General features: G+C 64.3%; 17 protein-coding genes and 5 pseudogenes. 14 read left to right on the forward strand and 8 right to left on the reverse strand.

Annotated features, from left to right (window positions below):
- The first annotated feature begins 6 nt into the window (after positions 1–6).
- The 5 genes and pseudogenes from CUR85_RS10600 (at position 7) to CUR85_RS10620 (ending at position 4203) form a co-directional block, all read left to right on the forward strand.
- A pseudogene (locus CUR85_RS10600) lies at positions 7–1732 on the forward strand (acyl-CoA dehydrogenase).
- Positions 1732–2808 carry an MBL fold metallo-hydrolase gene (locus tag CUR85_RS10605; RefSeq protein ID WP_067265603.1) on the forward strand — a complete coding sequence of 359 codons (1077 nt, stop codon included), beginning with the start codon at positions 1732–1734 and terminating at the stop codon, positions 2806–2808. The pseudogene CUR85_RS10600 and the gene CUR85_RS10605 overlap by 1 nt, the downstream one beginning before the upstream one ends.
- 3 nt (positions 2809–2811) lie before the next feature.
- On the forward strand, positions 2812–3276 hold the full coding sequence (locus CUR85_RS10610) for a DUF6173 family protein (protein ID WP_280322630.1): 465 nt from the start codon (positions 2812–2814) through the stop codon (positions 3274–3276).
- 150 nt (positions 3277–3426) lie between these two features.
- Positions 3427–3561 (forward strand): aa3-type cytochrome c oxidase subunit IV, encoded by a 135-nt coding sequence (locus CUR85_RS10615; RefSeq protein WP_067265607.1) that lies wholly within the window; start codon positions 3427–3429, stop codon positions 3559–3561.
- 33 nt (positions 3562–3594) lie between these two features.
- Entirely contained in the window at positions 3595–4203 is a 609-nt protein-coding gene (locus tag CUR85_RS10620) for a hypothetical protein (RefSeq protein WP_067265609.1), read from the forward strand.
- A gap of 9 nt (positions 4204–4212) precedes the next feature.
- Here CUR85_RS10620 and CUR85_RS10625 read toward each other — a convergent pair whose 3' ends face one another.
- The gene (locus CUR85_RS10625) at positions 4213–4539 is read right to left on the reverse strand and encodes an AzlD domain-containing protein (protein ID WP_067265610.1); all 327 of its coding nucleotides are present in this window, start codon (positions 4537–4539) and stop codon (positions 4213–4215) included.
- On the reverse strand, positions 4536–5261 hold the full coding sequence (locus CUR85_RS10630) for an AzlC family ABC transporter permease (protein ID WP_067265612.1): 726 nt from the start codon (positions 5259–5261) through the stop codon (positions 4536–4538). The genes CUR85_RS10625 and CUR85_RS10630 overlap by 4 nt, the downstream gene beginning before the upstream one ends.
- A gap of 48 nt (positions 5262–5309) precedes the next feature.
- On the opposite strand from CUR85_RS10630, the gene CUR85_RS10635 reads away from it, so the two are divergent.
- The 3 genes from CUR85_RS10635 to CUR85_RS10645 are packed head-to-tail and all read left to right on the forward strand — an operon-like array spanning position 5310 to position 8567.
- The gene (locus CUR85_RS10635; protein ID WP_067265613.1) at positions 5310–6200 is read left to right on the forward strand and encodes a formate dehydrogenase accessory sulfurtransferase FdhD; all 891 of its coding nucleotides are present in this window, start codon (positions 5310–5312) and stop codon (positions 6198–6200) included.
- A gap of 4 nt (positions 6201–6204) precedes the next feature.
- Entirely contained in the window at positions 6205–6807 is a 603-nt protein-coding gene (gene mobA, locus CUR85_RS10640; protein WP_067265615.1) for a molybdenum cofactor guanylyltransferase MobA, read from the forward strand.
- On the forward strand, positions 6804–8567 hold the full coding sequence (locus tag CUR85_RS10645) for a bifunctional molybdopterin-guanine dinucleotide biosynthesis adaptor protein MobB/molybdopterin molybdotransferase MoeA (protein ID WP_136720394.1): 1764 nt from the start codon (positions 6804–6806) through the stop codon (positions 8565–8567). Before mobA ends, CUR85_RS10645 begins: the two co-directional genes overlap by 4 nt.
- Before the next feature lie 9 nt (positions 8568–8576).
- On the opposite strand, the gene CUR85_RS10650 is transcribed toward CUR85_RS10645, so the two are convergent.
- Both CUR85_RS10650 and greA read right to left on the reverse strand, forming a co-directional pair.
- Positions 8577–9644, reverse strand: a complete 1068-nt coding sequence (locus CUR85_RS10650; protein ID WP_082852181.1) for a hypothetical protein — start codon at positions 9642–9644, stop codon at positions 8577–8579.
- A 14-nt stretch (positions 9645–9658) separates the two neighbouring features.
- A pseudogene (gene greA / locus CUR85_RS10655) lies at positions 9659–10128 on the reverse strand (transcription elongation factor GreA).
- Positions 10129–10493: 365 nt separating this feature from the next.
- On the opposite strand from greA, the gene CUR85_RS10660 reads away from it, so the two are divergent.
- The 3 genes and pseudogenes from CUR85_RS10660 to CUR85_RS10670 all read left to right on the forward strand — a co-directional run bounded on the left by CUR85_RS10660 (position 10494) and on the right by CUR85_RS10670 (position 14887).
- Positions 10494–12146, forward strand: coding sequence for an electron transfer flavoprotein-ubiquinone oxidoreductase (locus CUR85_RS10660; protein ID WP_067268539.1), 1653 nt, complete (start codon positions 10494–10496; stop codon positions 12144–12146).
- Positions 12147–12309: 163 nt separating this feature from the next.
- A pseudogene (locus CUR85_RS10665) lies at positions 12310–14018 on the forward strand (tetratricopeptide repeat protein).
- Between the two features lie 50 nt (positions 14019–14068).
- Complete coding sequence (locus CUR85_RS10670) at positions 14069–14887, forward strand: 4-(cytidine 5'-diphospho)-2-C-methyl-D-erythritol kinase (RefSeq protein ID WP_169306073.1); 819 nt, start codon at positions 14069–14071, stop codon at positions 14885–14887.
- Here the strand turns inward: CUR85_RS10670 and CUR85_RS10675 are convergent.
- Positions 14884–15882 carry a polyprenyl synthetase family protein gene (locus tag CUR85_RS10675; RefSeq protein ID WP_067268550.1) on the reverse strand — a complete coding sequence of 333 codons (999 nt, stop codon included), beginning with the start codon at positions 15880–15882 and terminating at the stop codon, positions 14884–14886. The two genes, CUR85_RS10670 and CUR85_RS10675, sit on opposite strands and share 4 nt — an antisense overlap.
- A gap of 55 nt (positions 15883–15937) precedes the next feature.
- Here CUR85_RS10675 and CUR85_RS10680 point away from each other — a divergent pair, with 55 nt between their 5' ends.
- The 3 genes and pseudogenes from CUR85_RS10680 to CUR85_RS10690 all read left to right on the forward strand — a co-directional run bounded on the left by CUR85_RS10680 (position 15938) and on the right by CUR85_RS10690 (position 17181).
- Positions 15938–16153, forward strand: coding sequence for a putative signal transducing protein (locus CUR85_RS10680; protein WP_040700850.1), 216 nt, complete (start codon positions 15938–15940; stop codon positions 16151–16153).
- Positions 16150–16916, forward strand: a pseudogene (locus CUR85_RS10685) (tRNA1(Val) (adenine(37)-N6)-methyltransferase). The gene CUR85_RS10680 and the pseudogene CUR85_RS10685 overlap by 4 nt, the downstream one beginning before the upstream one ends.
- Positions 16917–17016: 100 nt before the next feature.
- Positions 17017–17181 (forward strand): YdcH family protein, encoded by a 165-nt coding sequence (locus tag CUR85_RS10690; protein WP_082852182.1) that lies wholly within the window; start codon positions 17017–17019, stop codon positions 17179–17181.
- A gap of 162 nt (positions 17182–17343) precedes the next feature.
- Here CUR85_RS10690 and phbB read toward each other — a convergent pair.
- The 3 genes and pseudogenes from phbB to CUR85_RS10705 form a co-directional block, all read right to left on the reverse strand.
- Positions 17344–18065 (reverse strand): annotated as a pseudogene (gene phbB / locus CUR85_RS10695) (acetoacetyl-CoA reductase).
- A gap of 75 nt (positions 18066–18140) precedes the next feature.
- Positions 18141–19316, reverse strand: coding sequence for an acetyl-CoA C-acetyltransferase (locus CUR85_RS10700; protein ID WP_067268551.1), 1176 nt, complete (start codon positions 19314–19316; stop codon positions 18141–18143).
- 163 nt (positions 19317–19479) lie between these two features.
- The gene (locus CUR85_RS10705; RefSeq protein ID WP_231886461.1) at positions 19480–20250 is read right to left on the reverse strand and encodes an EAL domain-containing protein; all 771 of its coding nucleotides are present in this window, start codon (positions 20248–20250) and stop codon (positions 19480–19482) included.
- Between the last annotated feature and the right edge of the window lie 157 nt (positions 20251–20407).

Here is a 20407-nt window from a genome sequence, read left to right on the forward strand (position 1 = left end):
TATGATATGCCGTACCGCGCCGCCGTGGATGACTACCGTTTTCTGATCGAGGACGTGTTGGATTTCGCAACGCTTCGCAGCACCGACCGTTTCGCTGAGGCCAGTGAAGACGTCACCGGCGCGATCCTGTCAGAGGCCGGACGGCTTTGCGATGACGTGCTGGCGCCGCTGCAACGGGGTGGGGATTTGCACCCTGCAAAGCTGGAAAACGGCGTCGTGCGCACCTCTCCCGGCTTTGCCGAAGGTTTCGCCGCGATTGCGGAAGGCGGCTGGATCGGCATGTCGGCGGACCCGGAGTTTGGCGGCATGGGCCTGCCGATGACCCTGACCAGCGCGGTCAACGAGATGATGAGCGGCGCTTGCCTGTCGCTGCAACTCGCCCCCTGATGAGCCAAGGCCAGATCGAAGCGTTGGAGCACCACGCGAGCGACGCGATCAAGGAATTGTACCTGCCCAAGCTGATCTCGGGCGAATGGACCGGCACGATGAACCTGACCGAGCCGCAGGCGGGTTCGGACGTGGGCGCGCTCAGCAGCCGGGCCGAAGACAATGGCGACGGGACTTATGCGGTCTCTGGCCAAAAGATCTACATTTCTTGGGGTGACAATGATTTCGCGGGCAATGTCTGCCATCTGGTTCTTGCGCGCCTGCCGGGGGCTCCGGCGGGGACCAAGGGGATCAGCCTTTTCCTCGTACCGAAGTTCATCCCCGATGAGAATGGCGCGCCGGGCCAGCGCAATGGTGTGAATGTGGTCAGCCTTGAGCATAAGATGGGCCTGCACGGATCGCCCACCGCGGTGATGCAATACGACAAGGCCACCGGCTGGCTGGTGGGCCGCGAGGGCGGCGGCATGGCGGCGATGTTCACCATGATGAACAACGCGCGCCTTGGTGTCGGCGAACAGGGCATCGGGGCTGCCGAAGGGGCCTATCAACTGGCGCTGGACTACGCGCTGGAGCGCAAGCAGGGCCGTTCCCCCGTCGAAGGCGGCACCGGCACCATCGTGGACCACGCCGATGTGCGCCGGATGCTTTTGAGCATGAAGGCCGATATCTTTGCCTCCCGCGCGATTGCGCTGAGCTGTGCCTATGCCAGCGATATGGCGCGCGCCGGGCAGGGGGATGAATGGGCCGCGCGGGCCGCGTTCCTCACCCCGATCACCAAGGCATTCGGCACCGATGTGGGCATCAGCGTCGCCGAGATGGGCGTGCAGGTGCATGGCGGCATGGGCTTTATCGAAGAAACCGGCGCGGCGCAGTTCAGCCGCGATGTGCGCGTGACCGCGATCTACGAGGGTACAAACGGCATTCAGGCGATGGACCTTGTGGGCCGCAAGATGATGGACGCCGGCGAGGCGGCGAACCGGCTCTTGGATGAGATCGAAGCCCATGCCGAATCCGCCCGCGGCCCTTTCCCGCGCATGGCCGATGCGGTCTGGCAGGCCAGCGAGACCCTGCGCGAGACGACCGAGTGGATGACCGCGCAGAAGGACATGAACGCGCGGTTCGCCGGTGCCGTCCCTATCTGCGCGCCTTCGCCCGCGTGATGGGCGGGCATCTGCATCTGCAAGCCGCCATGGCCGAGAAGGCCGCCGGCGCGGGCGATGCGCGGGCCAAGCTGGGGCGGTTCTATATCCAACGTCTCTTGCCTGAGCATCAGGGCCTGTTGGCCCATGCACAGGCCGGGGTAGAAGACCTCTATGCGCTTGATGTCGAAGACCTGAGAAGCTGATGACAGAGCAGGCCACCCTCTCCACCGCTTCGCCAAAAACCCCCAAGGGGCTGCGCTATCCTTGGGAGGTGCCGCCCGCCGAAGGGGAGGCGATTGAGGTGGCGCCGGGGGTGCTTTGGTTTCGCCTGCCACTGCCGATGAAGCTGGATCACGTCAACGTCTATGCCTTGGACGAGGGCGATAGCTGGACGGTGATCGACACGGGCTTCGCCTCGCGCCGGGCCAAGGAGATTTGGCGTGGGCTGATGGCGGGGCCGCTTGGCGGCAAGCCGATCTCGCGCGTGGTCGTCACCCATCACCACCCCGATCACATCGGCCTTGCCGGGTGGTTGCAGACCGAGTTCGGGGCGGAACTGGTCACCACGCGCACCGCGTGGTTGACCGCGCGGATGCTGACGCTCGATGTCCAAGAGGTGCCGGTCGCCGAAGCCCTTGCGTTCTACCGCAAAGCGGGGATGGCCGCGGCGCACTATGACAAACGCGCCAATGAGCGGCCCTTCAATTTCGCCGATGTGGTGGCCCCGCTGCCGCTGGGGTTCACCCGCATCCGGCAGGGCGATGTGATCCGCATGGGTGGCCGCGATTGGGAAGTGCATATCGGCAATGGCCACGCCCCCGAACACGCGACCTTTTGGAGCCGCGGCGACAATCTGGTGATCGCGGGGGATCAGATTCTGCCCTCCATCAGCCCCAACATCGGCGTCTACCCGACCGAGCCGATGGCCGACCCCATCGGCGAATGGCTGGAGGCTTGCGAGCGTTTCGTGCCCTTGGCGCGGGAGGATCATCTGGTGCTTGGCGGCCACAAGCTGCCCTTCACCGGCCTGCCGACGCGGCTGAAGCAGTTGATCGAAAACCACCACAGCGCCCTGCGCAGGCTTCTGGCCTATATCGACACGCCGAAATCAGCCTCGGAATGTTTCGCGCCGCTGTTCAAACGCAATATCGGTGAGGCGGAATATGGCCTCGCGCTGGTTGAAGCCGTCGCCCATCTGAGCCACCTTTACCAAGCCGGAGAGGCCACGCGCAGCTTGCGCGCGGCGGATGGCGCATGGGTGTATCAGCGTAAGGGGTGAGCGATGGGCGATGAGGTGAGAACGGCAGCCGAGGCCTATGAGGCTGCGGCATTACCGCGCATGCATGAGGTGCATACAGGCGCGGACCAGCCCAAGTCGGGCGATCGACCCCTGCCCAAATCGGTGACCGACAAGCCGGTGAAACAGAAATCCCCCGCGCAATGGGCCTATGAGCGAGTCGTGCTTTACCTCAAGAATTTCGAGGAAAAGCTCGACAATGATCATGAGGCGGCGATTGGCTTTGCCGGAGGCGATGCCGGGGTGCTGCGGATCGAAGGCATGGGGCATTTCGACCCCGATATCATCACCTTTTACGGCGTCGATCCGGCAGGGGCGCGGGCGCAGTTGGTGCAGCATGTGGGGCAGCTAAACGTGATGCTGCGGGCCTTGCCGAAAAAGGTGCCGGAGGCCGCGCCACAACGGATCGGCTTTCGTCTGGTCGCCGATCTGGAAGACGGCGAAGTCTGAGAGACTCTATAGCGTGCGGGGAAGTGTGGGATTCCCCTATAGCGCGTAATGCGGCGCAAAGCTAGTATGGTTTTCTGCGCATCATCCCCCCGTGACAGGGTGATGCGAATAGGTTAATCAGCGCCAACAAATTGTCTTAGGGAGACGAAAATGGCTGAACATGAACACGGCAGCATGAATTACGAAGAGCAGCAAAAGACCTTTGACGGGTTCATGTCCTTCGTGACACGCGGCACCGTCGTCATCCTCGTGATTCTTGTTCTGCTGGCGATCTTTGCCGGTTGATCACGTCCTACCCCTAGGCGCGAGGGTAACGGTTTGAGAACTCTCTTAGCGTCGATTGCACTTGTTGGCGTTCTGGCTGGCTGCTCGGTGGATCAAAGCCCCGATAGCCCGCCCGACGTTGTGGCGCGTGCAGCCTACCGCGCGCCCGAGCCGCCCTCCCTCACATTGATGACCATGGTGAACAACCGCACCGGCAGCGGCGGCCATAGCGCGCTGATGGTGAACGGCTCGGAACGGGTGATCTTTGACCCCGCGGGGTCGTTTCGGGATGCGCGGATGGCCGAGCGGGGCGATGTGCTCTACGGGGTGACGCCTGCGTGGTTGCAGGCCTATAAATCCGCCCACGCCCGCAGCACCTTTCATGTGGTCAGTCAGGAAATCCCGGTCAGCCCCGAGGTGGCCGAACGCGCGCTTGAACTGGTGACCGCCAATGGCGCGGTGCCCGGTGCCTTTTGCGCCAATGCCACCAGCGGCATTCTCAGCCAGTTGCCGGGGTTTCAAAGCGTGGGGTCGACCTACTATCCCGTCAAGCTGCAAGAGCGGTTCGAGGCCCTGCCGGGTGTCACCACGACGAAATATTACGAAGACGATGAGGGCGATGTGATCGACGCCCTGCGCGCGGCGCAACTGGCCCGACAGTAGCGCCCGCGCTTACCCCACCAGATAGAGCATCCCATAAAGCGCCGCGGCCCCTGACAGGATCGCGGCGAGGACGTTCTTGGTCACCAGCCCCACGCCCAATGTCACCGCCGCCGCGGTGACGCGCGGCAGGTCGAACTGCCCCCCGGTGGCCGAAGGCCAGATCACCTGAGGTGCCACCAACGCGGGCAGAATCGCCACGGCAGTATAGCGCAGATGCCGCAAGAGCCATGCGGGCATCTGTTTGTTGCCAACCAAGCCGGTAAAGACAAAGCGCAGGAAAAAGCTGCCCAGCCCGAGGCCGATGATCACGACCCAAAGTGCGGTTCTATCGATCATCGTGCCGTGCTCCCCGGTTTGCGCCGTTCCATCCATGCCTCGACCTGCGCGCCGGTGATCATGCCCGCGAGCCCCGCGATGATCAGCCCAAGCGCATAGGGCACCTCGACAGCGAAAAGGCTCACGACGACCGCGACCACCGCCGCCGCCACATGGGCCAGTGTGCGGAACATCGGCGCGATCATGGCCAGAAAGGTGATCGGAATGGCGAAGTCCAGCGCCCAGCTATCCGGCACGCTGGCTCCCACCATCGCGCCGATCAGCGTGAAGATATACCAAAGCGGCACAACCGGTGTCACGGTCCCAAAGAAATAGGCCATGCGCTGCGGCACCGTCATCTCAGGGTCGCGCTCATATTGCGTCATCGCGGCGACATAGGATTGATCGACCGTCATATAGGCCGCCAACGCCCGCTGCCACAGCGGCGCGCCGCCAATCCACGGGGTGAGAGAGGCCGAATACATCGCCATGCGCAAGTTCACCGCCAGCGCCGAGGCCAGCACGATGGCCGTGGGCACGTCTTCTCGCAGCAGTTGCAGCGCCGTGAACTGCGCGGCCCCGGCGATCACCACGATCGAAAAGGTCAGCGTTTCGAACACGTTCAACCCGGCCTCGGTCGCCAATAGGCCAAAGAGGGAGGCGAAGGGGATGATCACCAGCACGAAGGGCAGTGCGTCGACGATCCCTTTGCGATAGGCGGATTTGGTGGTGGTGATGGCCATGGCGAACTCTTAAATATAATGTCAAAGGCTTAGACCTAACCGCAGGGGATACAATTGGCCCGAGACAATGAACTTAGCAATTATCTGATCGCCCCGGATCCGACTGCTGTTCGGCTGACCCGCAGCGTCTCTGGCGTGGATCACACCGGGGCCGAGGTGGCGATCAATGTGGTCGAAGAGCGCCCCCTGACGATATTCCTCAACCGGCAAGAGATCGTGACCGCCATGACCATCGGCGATTACCCGGCCTATCTGGCGCTTGGGTTTCTGCGCAATCAGGGGATGCTGCGCCCGGATGAAGAGATCACCGGCGTCGATTATGACGAAGAGCTTGAGACTGTCGTCGTCCGTACCAAACGGGCCACCGATTACGAAGACAAGATGCAGCGCAAGACCCGCACCAGCGGCTGCGCCGTGGGCACGGTCTTTGGCGATATGATGGAGGGGCTGGCGGAGGTGAGCCTGCCCGAGACGCCGGTGCGCACATCGGACCTCTACGCGCTGGCGGCCAAGATCAACCGCACGCCGAGCCTCTATCTGGAGGCCGGGGCGATCCACGGCACGGTGCTTTGCCAAGGCGATCGGCCCTTGGTCTATATGGAGGATGTGGGCCGTCACAACGCGGTCGACAAGATCGCGGGTTGGATGCTTTCCGAAGGGGTCGGGGCCGAGGATAAGGTGCTTTATACCACCGGGCGGCTGACCTCTGAGATGGTGATCAAGACGGCGATGATGGGCATTCCGGTGCTGGCGTCCCGTTCGGGCTTCACCGCTTGGGGGGTGGAGATCGCGCAGCAGGTGAACCTGACTCTGATCGGGCGGATGCGCGGGCAGCGCTTTACCTGTCTGGCCGGGGAGGGGCGGCTCATCCGCGATGCGGATCCGGCCAGCGTGGCCGAAGAGCCGCGCAAAAGCGCGCGCAAGGGCGCGAAGGATTGACCACATGAAACAACCACTTGGCGTCATTCTGGCGGGCGGGCAAGCGACCCGTATGGGCGGCGGCGACAAGGGCCTGCTGCCGCTGGGGCAGGGCACGCTCCTGTCATCGGTGATCGACCGGCTGGAGCCGCAGGTCGCGGGGCTGGCGCTCAACGCCAATGGCGATGCGGCGCGGTTTGCCGACCTCGGTCTGCCGGTGCTGGCCGATAGTATCGAGGGCTTCGCCGGGCCGCTGGCGGGGGTGCTTGCTGGGCTGGACTGGGCCGCCGAACAGGGGGCCGAGAGCATCGTGACCGCTGCCGCCGATACGCCTTTCTTCCCCTGCGATCTGGTGCCGCGTCTGCTGCTGGCTGCCGATGGCATGGCCCATCCGCTGGCCCTCGCCGCCACGCCGGACGCGAAACGCGGCACGGCGCGGCATCCGACCTTTGGCCTCTGGCCCGTGGCGCTGCGCGACGATCTGCGCAGCGCTTTGGCGGGCGGGCTGCGCAAGGTGGTGCTCTGGACGGAACGCCACAACGGGCGCGAGGCACTCTTCCCCGATGAGGCGGCCTTCTTCAACGTGAACACGCCCGAAGATCTGGCGAAAGCAGAGGCGATGGTATGAGGGTTTACGGCGTCGTCGGTTGGAAAAACGCAGGCAAGACCGGGCTGATGGAGCGGCTGGTGGCCGAGATCACGGGCCGCGGCTTCACCGTCTCAACCGTCAAGCACGCGCATCACACTTTCGACGTGGATCACCCCGGCAAAGACAGCCACCGCCACCGCATCGCGGGCGCGCGGGAGGTGCTCTTGGCCTCGGGCGCGCGTTTCGCCCTGATGCATGAGCTGCGCGGGGCCGATGAACCGCCGCTGGAGGCGCATCTGGCACGGCTCTCGCCCGTCGATCTGGTGCTGATCGAAGGCTACAAACGCGACGGCCATCCGAAGGTCGAAGCGCATCGGGCCGAGACCGGAAACCCGTTGATCGCGCCGGATGACCCGACAGTGCGGGCACTGGCCAGCGATGTGCCGCTTGAGGTGGATCGGCCCGTTTTCGATCTGAACGACACCGCCGCCATTGCCGATTTCATCCTGCGCGACGTGGGGCTGATCGCCGCCCCGGCGGCCGCCGCCACGCCCGCGCCGCCGCCCCTGCGCAACGACTGTTTCGCCCTGCCGCCCGGCGTGCATTGGACCCCCGTGAATGAGGCGCTGGACCTGCTGCGCGCGCGGCTTCACGTGGTGACAGAGGCCGAGCCATGGCCCGCCGCCGATGCCGGGGGGCGCATCTTGGCCGAAGATGTGACCGCCATCCGCGCCAACCCGCCGCTGCCCAATACGGCGGTCGATGGCTATGGCTTTGCCGGAGGACGGGGCGAAGGGCTGCAGGAAATGCCGCTGGTGCCGGGCCGCGCGGCGGCGGGCGACCGCCCCGGTGCGGTGCCTGCGGGGCAAGCGATCCGCGTGCTGACCGGCGCGGCGCTGCCCGAAGGCGTCGATACCGTCATCTTGCAAGAGGATGTGACCGCTGAGGGCGGCGTGCTGCGCTTTCACGGGCCGGTCAAACAGGGGGCCAACACCCGCAAGGCCGGGGAGGATGTGCAGGCGGGCGATGTGATCCTCGCTGCGGGCACGCGCATCGGCCCGGCGGAACTGGCGCTTCTGGCTGCCGCCGGTGTGGCGGAGGTGTCTTTGCGCAAAAGGCTCAAGGTTGGTGTGATCTCAACCGGGGACGAATTGGTCGAGATGGGCGCGGCGGCCCGCGCCGGTCAGATTTACGACGCCAACCGCCCAATGCTGCTGCAACTCGCCACCGATTTTGGCCATGAGGCGGTCGATCTGGGCCGCGTGGCCGACGACCGCGCCGCGCTGCGCGCGCGGCTTGATGCGGCGGCAGGGCAGGTCGATGTGATCCTCACCAGTGGCGGCGCATCGGCGGGGGACGAAGACCACGTCTCGGCTCTGTTGAGCGAAGCGGGGGCGATGCAGCTTTGGCGGATCGCGGTGAAGCCGGGGCGGCCCTTGGCGCTTGGGATGTGGCAGGGGGTGCCGGTCTTCGGCCTACCGGGCAATCCGGTGGCGGCGATGGTCTGTTCGCTGATCTTCGCCCGGCCCGCCATGGCGCTGTTGGCCGGGTGCGGCTGGCAAGAGCCGCAGGGTTTCGACGTGCCTGCCGCCTTCGAGAAGCGCAAAAAGGCCGGGCGGCGGGAATACCTGCGCGCGCGGATGCGCGATGGCCGGGCCGAGGTCTTTGCCTCCGAAGGGTCGGGGCGCATCAGCGGGCTCAGCTGGGCCGAAGGGCTGGTCGAATTGGACGAGGCCGCCCGCGACATCACGCCGGGCGATACCGTCCGTTTCATCCCCTACGGCAGTTTTACCGGCTAGACCCGCGCGTCAATCGAAGGTGCCCGCGCAGCGGCCCAACAGCATGAAGGCGCGGGCGGTGCGGGTGTCGGCCAGCATCGAGATTTCCTCATCCGTGGCCTGTTTCTCGAACTCCGCAAAGGTCCGGTCAAAGCGGCGCAGGAAGTGATGCGCGGCGTCGCGGAAGATCGGGTCTTGCCGCATCCGCGCATTGGCCAGCGCCAGCGAGGAGCGATCCCGAATGCCGCCCAAAGGCGCGATGGTCCGGCCCCGCGCGCCGCTGGCGAATTGCCGCCAGACTTCGGGACGCGCGCGGTCGGGGCGCAGGTCGTCCATATAGATGCCGTCTTGGCTCAGCAGGGTCAGCACATCCTGCGCGGCCTGTACAAGCTGCGCGGCGGACCGGTCTTTCAACGCGCGGCGCAGGGCGTCGAAACCGGCCTGATCCTCCGCCGTTTCGGGGAAGTTGAGGGCGCGGGTGAAATCCTCGGCAGAGAGCGGCTGTGCGCTGTCGCCCGCCTGCGTGCCAAGGGCCAGCGTCGGCTGGTCTTCGGCGGCGGGCGGTGTGGGCGCGGGGGCCGGATCGACGGGGCGCGACGGCGCATCGCGGCCCTGAAGCCCGGCCAGCGCGATTTCGGTCTTGCGGGCACTGGCGGCGAGTTCATCAAGCTTGCGGGCGATGCTGCCCTCGCCCGCCGGTTTGTTGCCCTGCTGTTGCGAGATATAGGAGTGCCGGATCGCGTCGATCGCGGCTTGCAGACGTTGGCTTTCCTCACGCATGACCCGCCCGGCGCGGGCGGCGGTGGCCCCGACCCAGATCATCGCGACGGGCATGACCACCACCAGCAGGATCAACAGCCCGCGCAGCCCGCTGTCGGGCGTGCCCTCGGGCACCTCGGCGGCGATGAAGGTGAAATAGATCGCCGTGCCAAGCAGCCAGAGCGCCGAAAGGGCGCCTGCGATGATCTCGATCTCGGTGATGCTATTGGCCTTGGGCCGGTCGTAGATGCCCATCGGCGTGGGCCGTGCCGCGCCGGTCCCGCCGCGCGGGGCGCGGGGGGCTTGCTCTGCGGATGCGGAAGCGTCGGGCTCTGCCATGTCAGCCTTCCCGTTCAAGCGTAGACGATCTTGAGAACCTCATAGGATTTCTGCCCGCCGGGGTGCGCACCTCGACGGAATCACCCTCTTCCTTGCCGATCAGCGCGCGCGCGATGGGGGATTTGATGTTCAAAAGACCCTTTTCGATATTGGCCTCATATTCGCCAACGATCTGATAGGTTTTCTCTTCGTCCGTGTCCTCATCGACCAGCGTGACCGTGGCGCCGAATTTGATCGAGCCCGACAGTTTCTTGGGGTCGATCACATCGGCGAGGGAGATCACGCCCTCAAGCTCTTTGATGCGGCCTTCGATGAAAGACTGCTTTTCCTTGGCCGAGTGATATTCGGCGTTTTCCGACAGGTCACCATGTTCGCGCGCCTCGGCGATGGCCTTGATGATGGCAGGGCGTTCAACCGTTTTAAGCTGCTTGAGTTCGACTTCGAGCGCGGTGTGACCGTCGCGGGTCATCGGGATTTTTTCCATGGCGGTGTGCCTACATAATGAGGGCCGCACCCGGGTTTTCGCCGGGGGGCGGCCAATTGCGTGTTAACTTGGCAGATACCTGACCCAAACTGCCCGCCAATTGCAAGGGGCTAACGGCGCTGAGATCGGCGGTTGACTGCCGTCAATCCGGTCCCGTTTTCGCCGTGCGGGCCGCGGCGCTTGGGTGGTGAAACCGGGCGCGGCAGCACTATCTCAAGGGGGAAGAGCTGGCGATCCGCAAGGTCGCGCGTCATGTTATGTCGTGGAGCCCACGTTTTGCGCAATAAACGCAGGGTCGCGATTGCATTGCGCGCGGCGGTGGTTTAGCCAAATCCAAACCGAATTTGCCGTGAGGGAGCACCAAAATGGCCGAGATTGAACGCGAAGCGATGGAATATGACGTTGTGATCGTCGGCGCCGGGCCTGCTGGCCTGTCGGCTGCGATCCGGCTCAAGCAGTTGGACGCCGATTGCAATGTTGTGGTGCTTGAAAAGGGCTCGGAAGTGGGCGCGCATATCCTGTCGGGCGCGGTGCTTGACCCCTGCGGGCTGGACGCGCTGATCCCCGATTGGAAGGAAAAAGGCGCGCCGCTGAACGTGCCGGTGAAGGAAGACAACTTTTACCTGCTGGGCGAGGCGGGCAAGCTGCGTGTTCCGGAATTCCCCATGCCGCCGCTGATGAAGAACCACGGCAACTACATCGTCTCACTGGGCAATGTCTGCCGCTGGATGGCCGAACAGGCCGAGGAACTGGGCGTCGAGATTTTCCCCGGCATGGCCTGCTCCGAACTCGTCTTTGGCGAGAACGGCGAAGTCAAAGGCGTTGTCGCCGGTGAGATGGGCAAAAATGCCGACGGCACCCCCGGCCCGAGCTATGAGCCGGGGATGGAACTGCACGGCAAATATGTCTTCCTCTCCGAAGGCGTGCGCGGCAGCCTGAGCAAACAGGTCATCGCCAAATACGGGCTGGATGAGGGCAAAGAGCCGCAGAAGTACGGTCTTGGCATGAAAGAGATTTGGGAGATCGACCCCGCCAAGCACCGCGAGGGCACCGTCACCCACACAATGGGCTGGCCGCTCAACAGCAATGCGGGCGGCGGGTCCTTCATCTACCACCTTGAGAACAATCAGGTTTACGTCGGCTTCGTCGTCCACCTCGGCTACAAGAACCCGCATGTTTTCCCTTACATGGAATTTCAGCGCTTCAAGCATCACCCGATGGTGGCCGAACTGCTCAAGGGCGGCAAACGCGTCGCCTACGGCGCGCGGGCGATCACCGAGGGCGGCTATCAGTCGATGCCCAAGATGGTGGCCCCCGGTGTGGCGCTGCTGGGCTGTTCGGTGGGCATGGTCAACGTGCCGCGCATTAAGGGCAACCACAACGCCATGCTCTCGGGCAAGGCGGCGGCAGAGGCGGCCTATGCGGCGATCCAAGCAGGCCGTGGCGGTGATGAGTTGACCGATTACGAGACCGATGTGCGCGAAGGGCCGATTGGGACCGACCTCAAGAAGGTTCGGAACCTCAAGCCGCTCTGGTCGAAATACGGGCTCACAGCCTCGCTGGCGATTGGGGGCTTCGATATGTGGACCAACACGCTCGGCTTCTCGCTCTTGGGCACGCTGAGCCACGGCAAATCGGATGCCGAGGCGACCGAGCCTGCGGATAAGCACAAGAAGATCGACTACCCCAAACCCGATGGCAAACTCAGCTTTGACCGTCTGACCAACGTGGCCTTCTCCTTTACCAATCACGAGGAGAGCCAGCCTGCGCATCTCAAGCTGAAAGACCCGAGTATTCCGGTCGAGGTGAACCTGCCGAAATACGCGGGCCCCTCGGCCCGCTATTGCCCGGCGGGGGTTTACGAGTTCGTCGAGGATGACAAAACCGGCGAGACGCGGTTCCAGATCAACTTCCAGAACTGCGTGCATTGCAAGACCTGCGACATCAAGGACCCGACACAGAACATCGTCTGGACCACCCCGCAGGGCGGCGACGGGCCGAACTACCCGAATATGTGAGCCATCGCCAAAGGCGCAATTAAAGGACCGGCACGCGCAGGCGTGTCGGTCTTTTTCGTCTTTTCGGCGAAAACCTGTCGGCCATGGGCGACATCACCGCCCCGCCATTGCGCCCCGGCACGAAGATGATAGCCTGCAAGCAAAGCGATATGAGGCGGTTTGCATGTTTCGGAATGTCCTAGGTTTCACCAGCGTTGCGGCGCTTTGCATCGGCCTGTCGGCGCCGCTGATGGCGCAATCGGTCGCAGGCCCCTATCTGGCGGGGCGTCATGCCGCCGTGAACAGCGACTACCCGAGGCCGCGCGGTATTATACCGAGGCGCTGGCGCGGGACCCGAAGAACATCGAACTGATGGAAAGCGCGGTGCTGTCCTATCTTTCGCTCGGGCGGGTGGACAAGGCGCTGCCGCTGGCACGCAATATGATCACCCTCGGCACCAAGAGCCAGGTGGCCGAGATGACCCTTGTGGCCGCGTTGGCGAAAGAGGGCGATTACAAGGCCCTGCTTGAACGCGATACCTCGGCCATCGGCCCTTGGGTCGGCGGGCTGGTGCAGGCATGGGCGCATATGGGGGCGGGCGATGTCACCGCCGCGATAAAGGCTTTCGACAGCCTGAGCGAAGAGGCCGGGATGCAGGGCTTCGTGATGTATCACAAGGCCCTCGCGCTGGCGAGCGTCGGCGACTTCGAAGGGGCGGAGGCGATCTTTGCCAGTGGTGAGGCAGGGGCCGCAGGCCAGACCCGGCGCGGCGTGATGGCCCATGCCGAGATCCTTGGCCAATTGGGGCGCAGCGAGGATGCGCTGGCCGTGCTCTCGGACGGTTTTGGCGCGGATAGCGACCCCGAAATCGCGCGGCTGATCGAAGGTTTGCAGCAGGAAACGCCCGCGCCTTTCAGCCATATGCCCGACGCCCAAGCGGGCATGGCCGAGGTGTTTTTCACCTTCGCCGCCGTTCTGCGCAATGAGGCGGCGGGGGACTATTACGTTCTGCTCTATTCGCGCATCGCGCGTTATCTGCGACCGGACCATGTCGATGCGCTTTTGCTGACGGCAAGCCTGTTGGAGAACCTTGGCGAGCATGATCTGGCGATTGCCGAATATAAATCCCTGCCTGCCGACAGCCCGGCCTATCACGCCGCCGAACTGGGCCGCGCCGATGCGCTGCGCCGCTCGGGCAAGACCGCGCAGGCGATCGAAGTGCTGGAACAACTCGCGCGCAGCCATGGTGATCTGGCCGTGGTGCATTCCACGCTAGGCGATATGCTGCGGGCTGAAGAGGACTATGAGGCGGCCATCGCCTCCTACGATCAAGCGCTCGCGCTGACGCCCGAAACCGCCCGTGCCCGCTGGGTGCTGTTCTACGCCCGCGCCATCGCCAAGGAACGCAGCGGCGATTGGGAAGGCTCCGAAGCGGATTTCCGCTCGGCGCTTGAGTTGAACCCCGAGCAGCCGCAGGTGCTGAACTACCTCGGCTATTCGCTGGTCGAACAGCAGCGCAACTTGGACGAGGCGCTGGAGATGATCGAACGCGCTGTCGCGGCCAGCCCCGACAGCGGCTATATTGTCGATTCGCTGGGCTGGGTCTTCTACCGGCTGGACCGCTACGAAGAAGCGGTTGAGCAGATGGAACGCGCGGTCGAGCTGGAGCCGGTCGATCCGGTGGTGAACGATCACCTCGGGGATGTTTACTGGGCCGTGGGCCGCAAACGCGAGGCCGAGTTCCAGTGGCGTCGGGCGCTCTCTTTCGTTGACCTGACGGATGCGGATTCAGAGGCCGACCCCGAGCGGATGCGCCGCAAGCTGGAAGTCGGGCTCGATGCCGTACTGGCCGAAGAGGGCGCGGCCCCGCTTAAGGTTGCTGCGGACGAATGAGCTTTTCAAACGATGGGGCGCCCGCCGACCCCGGCGCTGCGGCGTCGCGGATGGCTTGGGCCAAGGTGAACCTGACCCTGCATTGCACCGGCCAGCGGGCAGACGGCTATCACCTGCTGGATTCGCTGGTGGTGCGGGCTGGCGTGGGCGATCGGCTGGATGTGGCTGCCGCGGATGATTTGACCCTGACGGTCAGCGGCCCGCGGGCCGAAGGGGTGCCGACCGATGCGCGCAACCTCGTCCTGCGCGCGGCAGAGATGCTGGACGCAGGCGCGGGCCGTGGCGCCGCACTGCATCTTGAGAAACACCTGCCCGCAGCGGCGGGGATCGGGGGCGGCTCTGCCGATGCGGCGGCGGCCTTGAACTTGCTTGCGGCGCATTGGGGCGTTCCGCTGCCCACAGAGACCGCGCAGCTCGGGGCGGATGTGCCGGTCTGTCTGACACGCGGCCCCCAGCGGATGCAGGGGGTGGGAGAGATCCTCACGCCGCTTTCCGCGCTGCCGCCTTGCCATATGGTGCTGGTGAACCCCGGCGTCGATGTGCTGACGCCCGCTGTCTTCTCGGCGCTCAGCGACAAGAACCAGCCGCCGATGCCCGAGGTGATCCCGAGCTTCGCGGGCTTTTCCGACTTCATCGATTTTCTGAGCGCACAGCGCAACGACCTTGCCGCGCCCGCCATCGCGCGGGAGCCGGTCATCGGGGGCTGTCTGGAGGCGTTGAGCGATGCGGCGCTGGCGCGGATGTCCGGCTCGGGCGCGACCTGTTTCGGCCTCTACGCCACGGTGGCGCAGGCCGAGGCCGCCGCCCATCGCATCGCCAGCGCGGCGCCGCGATGGTGGGTCGCCGCCGCGCCGATCTTGGCCGCTTAGCTGATCCGGGCGACGACGTAGTCGGCCAGATCGATCAACATGTCTTTCAACTCATGGTCGGGCAGGGGGGCAAGCGCCGCTTTGGCCTTCTCCGCCCAGTCACAGGCATCGCGCTGCGTCGCGGTGAGCGTGTCGTGTTTGGCCAAAAGCATCAGCGCATGGTCGAGGTCGCCCTCTTCCTGTTTGCCCTTCTCGATGGTGCGGGTCCAAAAGGCGCGCTCCTCCTCGTCGGCCTTGGCCACGGCTTTGATCACCGGCAGGGTCAGTTTGCGCTCGCGGAAATCGTCACCGACGTTCTTGCCCGTGGCCCCTGTGTCGCCCTGATAATCCAGCAGATCGTCGACGATCTGGAAGGCGATGCCAAGCGCGTCACCATAGTCATAGAGCGCCGTGACCTGATCCTCCGGCGCATCGGCGATCACGCCGCCCACCTCAGTCGCGGCTGAGAAGAGCGCCGCCGTCTTGCCGCGCACGACTTGCAGATAGACCTGTTCATCCGTGGCCAGATTCTGCGCCGCGGTCAGTTGCAGCACCTCGCCCTCCGCGATGGTCGCGGCGGCGTTCGACAGGATGCGCATCACCGGCATCGAGCCCGGCTCGGTCATCAACTGAAAGCTGCGGGCAAAGAGGTAGTCCCCCACCAGCACTGACGACTGGTTGTCCCACAGAAGGTTCGCCGTAGGCCGCCCGCGCCGTTGGGCGCTTTCGTCCACCACATCGTCGTGCAGCAGGGTCGCGGTGTGAATGAACTCAACCGTGGCGGCCAGATGGACGTGATAGGGGCCACCGTAGCCGCACATCCGGGCCGCGGCTAGCGTCAGCATCGGGCGCAGGCGCTTGCCTCCCGCTTCGACCAGATGGGCGGTGACCTCGGGGATACGGGGCGCGTGTTTCGACGCCATCCGCTCGCGGATCAGGGCGCTGACCGCCGCCATATCATCGCTTAGATAGGCCGCCATGCGGTCGTGCGGTTTGCCCGTTGCATCACTTTTCATCATCATTTCCCGCGTCCCGCTCGACATGCCGGTGATCCGGCTCTACATCTTTGATATGAAGGAACTTTTGCGCAGCACCGACATGACCATCATCGCCTTTGCCACCGCCCTTCTCAGGGGGGAGGATATAGACTGCTTTGAAATGGACGTAAACATGAGCGTGCTCGAAGGGGGCATTGGGATTTTCCCGCGCCGCCTGATGGTGCATCCTGATGATCATGACGCCGCCCTGCGGGTGATGCGCGACAATGAGATTCCGCTGGGGCTGTGACCCGTTTCACCGAAGACGACCTGACCTGCGACGCTTTTCTGGGCGGCAAGCTGCACCTCTGGCAGCCGCGCCGGGGGCGGGGCTATCGTGCCGGGGTGGACCCGGTTTTGCTGGCCGCGAGCATCGAGGCCAAGGCAGGGCAGAGCGTGCTGGAGCTTGGCTGCGGGGCCGGTGCGGCGGTGCTTTGTCTGGGGGCGCGGGTGCCGGGGCTGACGCTGACGGGTTGTGAGCTGCAACCCGCCTATGCCGAACTGGCGCGGCGCAATGGCGGCGCGGCGCTGGAGGTGGTGGAGGCCGATCTGACCGAGATGCCCCTGCATCTGCGCCAGCGACAATTTGACCACGTTCTTGCCAATCCGCCCTACTTCGACCGGGCCGCTTCGGTCCAGTCCCGAGATCCGGGGCGCGAGACGGCCTTGGGCGAGGCGACACCGCTGCGACAATGGGTCCGCACCGCCGCGCGGCGGATAAAGCCCAAGGGGCAGGCGCATTTTATCCATCGCGCCGAACGGCTGCCCGAGATTCTGGCGGCGCTGCCGCATGAGATGGGATCGGTCGAGGTGCTGCCGCTTGCGTCACGCGCGGGAAGGATGCCGGAGTTGATTCTCTTGCGTGCGCGCAAGAACGGACGCGGTGCTTTTCGGCTCTATCACAGCTTTGTCATGCACCGTGGCGCGCGGCATGAGGGGACGGCGATAGCTATGTGCCGGAAATCGAAGCGGTCCTGCGCCGGGGGGCGCCGCTGGTCTATCCTACTTCTTAAGCGTTTCTTTACCAACTTCACCCCTATGCTGCGGTGCCGCGTGACTTGTGGGTCGCGCTGTGGTCCACTGAAATTCCACACACCAATCATGGAGGATTGTATGGCTTTGAACGCACATCTGGACACCCTGAAGCGCAAGCATCAGGCGATGAGTGAGGCGGTGGAAACCGCGCAACGCGCCCCCGGTATGGACGATTTGAAAGTGGCTTCCATGAAAAAGGAAAAACTGCGTTTGAAAGAGGAGATTAGCCGCCTGTCGAGCTGACCCTTACCGCGCAATGCGGCGTTTTTGATCGCTGTCGTTCCGCTTTGGCGGGGCGGCAGACTGGATGGCCAGTAAGTGCCGCATTCGGCTTTCATTTGTCGCATTAAAAAAGGCCAGTCTTGGGAAAAGACTGGCCCAATAAATTTCTAGAACATCCGCCCGTTAGACGACGAATTGCGCCCCATTGGCCGAGATCGTCGAGCCATTGATGAAACCGGCGTCGTCGGAGACGAGAAAGGCCACCGCACGGGCGATTTCTTCGGGCTCTCCCAAACGTCCGGCGGGGATCTGCGCGATGATGCTTTCACGGACCTTTTCGGGCACGGCCATGACCATATCGGTCGCGATATAGCCGGGGCAGATGGCATTGGCGGTGATGCCCGCGCGCGCGCCCTCTTGGGCCAATGACTTCACGATGCCCAGATCACCCGCCTTGGTCGCGGCATAGTTCACCTGCGCGAACTGCCCCTTTTGCCCGTTGATCGAAGAGATCACGACAACGCGGCCGAACTTGCGTTCGCGCATGCCGGGCCAGACCGGGTGGATCGTGTTGAAGACGCCGGTCAGATTGGTGGCGATGACTTCATTCCACTGGTCGGGGGTCATCTTGTGAAAGGGCGCGTCGCGGGTGATGCCCGCATTGGCGACCACCACCTCGATGGGGCCAAGCTCGGCTTCGACCTGTTCGATCCCCGCTTTGGAGGCGTCGTAATCTGCCACGTTCCATTTATAGGTCTTGATGCCGGTCTCTTCGGTGAATTTCGCGGCGGCTTCGTCATTGCCGGCATAGGTGGCGGCGACGGTATAGCCTTTGTTCTTCAGCGTGGTCGAAATGGCCGCGCCAATCCCGCGACTTCCCCGGTGACCAAAGCGATGCGTGACATGTAATCCCTCCCTCAAGGTAATGTTCTTGCAAATGCATGTTTCGGCGCGCAAGAAAGTTGCGCGCCGATTTAGTCTTAGGGGCGCTCTAGGCACATGGCAACACCCATACCGCCGCCGATACACAGCGTCGCCAAACCTTTCTTGGCGTCACGGCGCTGCATTTCGAACAGCAGGGTGTTGAGCACCCGCGCGCCCGAGGCACCAATCGGGTGGCCAATGGCGATGGCACCGCCGTTGACGTTCACGATTTCCGGATCCCAGCCCATCTCCTTGTTCACGGCGCAGGCCTGCGCGGCGAAGGCTTCGTTGGCTTCCACCAGATCGAGGTCTTCGGGCGACCAACCGGCTTTCTCCAGCGCTTTGCGCGAGGCATAGACGGGGCCAACGCCCATGATCGACGGGTCGAGACCGGCGGCGGCATAGGAGGCGATCCGCGCGAGCGGCTGAATGCCGCGCTTTTCGGCCTCATCCGCGCTCATCAGCAGTGCACCCGCCGCACCGTCGTTGATGCCCGAGGCATTGGCCGCGGTGACGGAGCCGTCCTTGGTGAAGGCCGGGCGCAGCTTCTGCATCGCTTCGATATTGGCGCCGTGGCGGATGTATTCGTCCTGATCGACAACCGTCTCGCCCTTGCGGGTCTTGATGGTGAAGGGAACGATCTCATCGGCGAATTTGCCAGCCTTCTGCGCGGCTTCGGCCTTGTTCTGCGAGGCGACGGCGAATTCGTCTTGCTGGTCGCGGCTGATCTGCCATTTCTCGGCCACGTTCTCGGCGGTTTGGCCCATGTGGTAGCCGTTGAACGCATCCCACAGGCCGTCGCGGATCATCGTGTCGATGAACTGCAGATCGCCCATTTTCTGGCCCGCGCGGAGGTTCTGCGCATGGGGGCTGAGGGTCATGTTCTCTTGCCCGCCAGCGGCCACGATATTCGCGTCACCCAGTTGGATATGCTGGGCCGCCAACGCCACGGCGCGCAGGCCCGAGCCGCAGACCTGGTTGATGCCCCAAGCCGCGCTCTCTTTCGGCAGCCCTGCGTTGATATGCGCCTGACGCGCCGGGTTCTGACCTTGGGCGGCGGTCAGCACCTGCCCCAGAATGGTCTCGGAGACTTCGGACGGGTCCACCCCGGCGCGGGCCACCAGCTCTTTCAGAACGGCGGCACCAAGGTCATGGGCGGGCGTATTGGCGAACGCTCCGCCGAAACTGCCCACGGCGGTCCGGGCGGCGGATGCGATGACGACATTGGTCATGATGTGACTTTCCTCTACCTTGTTGGGCGGGGGCACACCGACACGCGCCATCGTCGGGCGTGGGCGCTCCCGTCCCTCTGAGGTAGTGATAGCGGATGCGCTGCAATGCGGCAACTGAGCAGGCAGCCCGCCGCCGCAGCCCCGGCGGCCTGTCCGCGCTGGCTTAGCCGGTGGCGCGCACCCGGTCGAAATTCAGCCACGGGGGCCGGGTGGTTGGCGCGGCGAAGTGGTAGCCTTGCAGGCAGTCGACGCCCATCTCGGTCAGCACCGCCGCATCGGCGGCGTTCTCGACGCATTCGGCCACGGTTAACATGTCGAAATGCGTGGCGATGGACATCAGCGCGGCGGTCAGGGCACGGTTGTCGGGGTTGGTGGCGATGCCGCGGATGAACTGCCCATCAAGCTTCAGGACATCAAAGTAGAAATCCTTGAAATAGCGGATCGCCGTTTGCCCCGCCCCGAAATCATCCATGGCAAAGCAGATGCCGTGGGGCTGCAATTGGTTCATGAAGCTTGTCACCAGTTCCGGCACCATCATGGCCGAGCTTTCCGTGATCTCAAGGATCAGCCGTTCGCCCAAGGTGGCATCGCGGGCCAGCCAGTGGCGCAAGACGCGAGTCCATTCCTGATACCCGATGGAGCGGGCGGACATATTGATCGACAGCCGCAGGCCGGGATGGTGGTGCAGCGCGTTCAGCCCAAGACGCAGGGCCAGAACATCCACCTGCCGCCCGGTATCCGTGTCCTCGATCGCGGGCATGAAATCCTTGGCCGGAATCACGCGGCCCGTGGGATCAAGCAGGCGGATCAGCCCCTCGTGAAAGGCAACATTTGTCGGATTGCTGGCCAGCATGACGGGCTGGAACGCCAGCAGCGTTTGGCGATGGGCCACGGCCTCGCGCACCATTTCAAGCGTTGCGGCATCGCGCTGCATCACCGCATGATTCAGCGGGCTGTCCCCACCGGGGGAACGTCGGCGAAAGGGCGTTGGAATCGACGGGGCACGGCGGTACTCTCTTGCTGTCCTGCGATTGGTATGGGCGCAAAGGTGATAATACGGTCTTAATCAGCGGCGATTTCCGCGGTGGATC

The sequence above is a fragment of the Sulfitobacter faviae genome (assembly GCF_029870955.1).
Taxonomy (GTDB): Bacteria; Pseudomonadota; Alphaproteobacteria; order Rhodobacterales; family Rhodobacteraceae; genus Sulfitobacter; species Sulfitobacter faviae.

Bases quoted from the DNA above. Each gene is read 5' to 3' on its own strand.
- CUR85_RS10605 (WP_067265603.1), top strand. From the start codon at position 1,732: ATGACAGAGCAGGCCACCCTCTCCACCGCTTCGCCAAAAACCCCCAAG.
- CUR85_RS10610 (WP_280322630.1), top strand. From the start codon at position 2,812: ATGGGCGATGAGGTGAGAACGGCAGCCGAGGCCTATGAGGCTGCGGCA.
- CUR85_RS10615 (WP_067265607.1), top strand. From the start codon at position 3,427: ATGGCTGAACATGAACACGGCAGCATGAATTACGAAGAGCAGCAAAAG.
- CUR85_RS10625 (WP_067265610.1), bottom strand. From the start codon at position 4,539: ATGATCGATAGAACCGCACTTTGGGTCGTGATCATCGGCCTCGGGCTG.
- CUR85_RS10630 (WP_067265612.1), bottom strand. From the start codon at position 5,261: ATGGCCATCACCACCACCAAATCCGCCTATCGCAAAGGGATCGTCGAC.
- mobA (WP_067265615.1), top strand. From the start codon at position 6,205: ATGAAACAACCACTTGGCGTCATTCTGGCGGGCGGGCAAGCGACCCGT.
- CUR85_RS10645 (WP_136720394.1), top strand. From the start codon at position 6,804: ATGAGGGTTTACGGCGTCGTCGGTTGGAAAAACGCAGGCAAGACCGGG.
- CUR85_RS10650 (WP_082852181.1), bottom strand. From the start codon at position 9,644: ATGGCAGAGCCCGACGCTTCCGCATCCGCAGAGCAAGCCCCCCGCGCC.
- CUR85_RS10660 (WP_067268539.1), top strand. From the start codon at position 10,494: ATGGCCGAGATTGAACGCGAAGCGATGGAATATGACGTTGTGATCGTC.
- CUR85_RS10670 (WP_169306073.1), top strand. From the start codon at position 14,069: ATGGCTTGGGCCAAGGTGAACCTGACCCTGCATTGCACCGGCCAGCGG.
- CUR85_RS10675 (WP_067268550.1), bottom strand. From the start codon at position 15,882: ATGAAAAGTGATGCAACGGGCAAACCGCACGACCGCATGGCGGCCTAT.
- CUR85_RS10680 (WP_040700850.1), top strand. From the start codon at position 15,938: ATGAAGGAACTTTTGCGCAGCACCGACATGACCATCATCGCCTTTGCC.
- CUR85_RS10690 (WP_082852182.1), top strand. From the start codon at position 17,017: ATGGCTTTGAACGCACATCTGGACACCCTGAAGCGCAAGCATCAGGCG.
- CUR85_RS10700 (WP_067268551.1), bottom strand. From the start codon at position 19,316: ATGACCAATGTCGTCATCGCATCCGCCGCCCGGACCGCCGTGGGCAGT.
- CUR85_RS10705 (WP_231886461.1), bottom strand. From the start codon at position 20,250: ATGCAGCGCGATGCCGCAACGCTTGAAATGGTGCGCGAGGCCGTGGCC.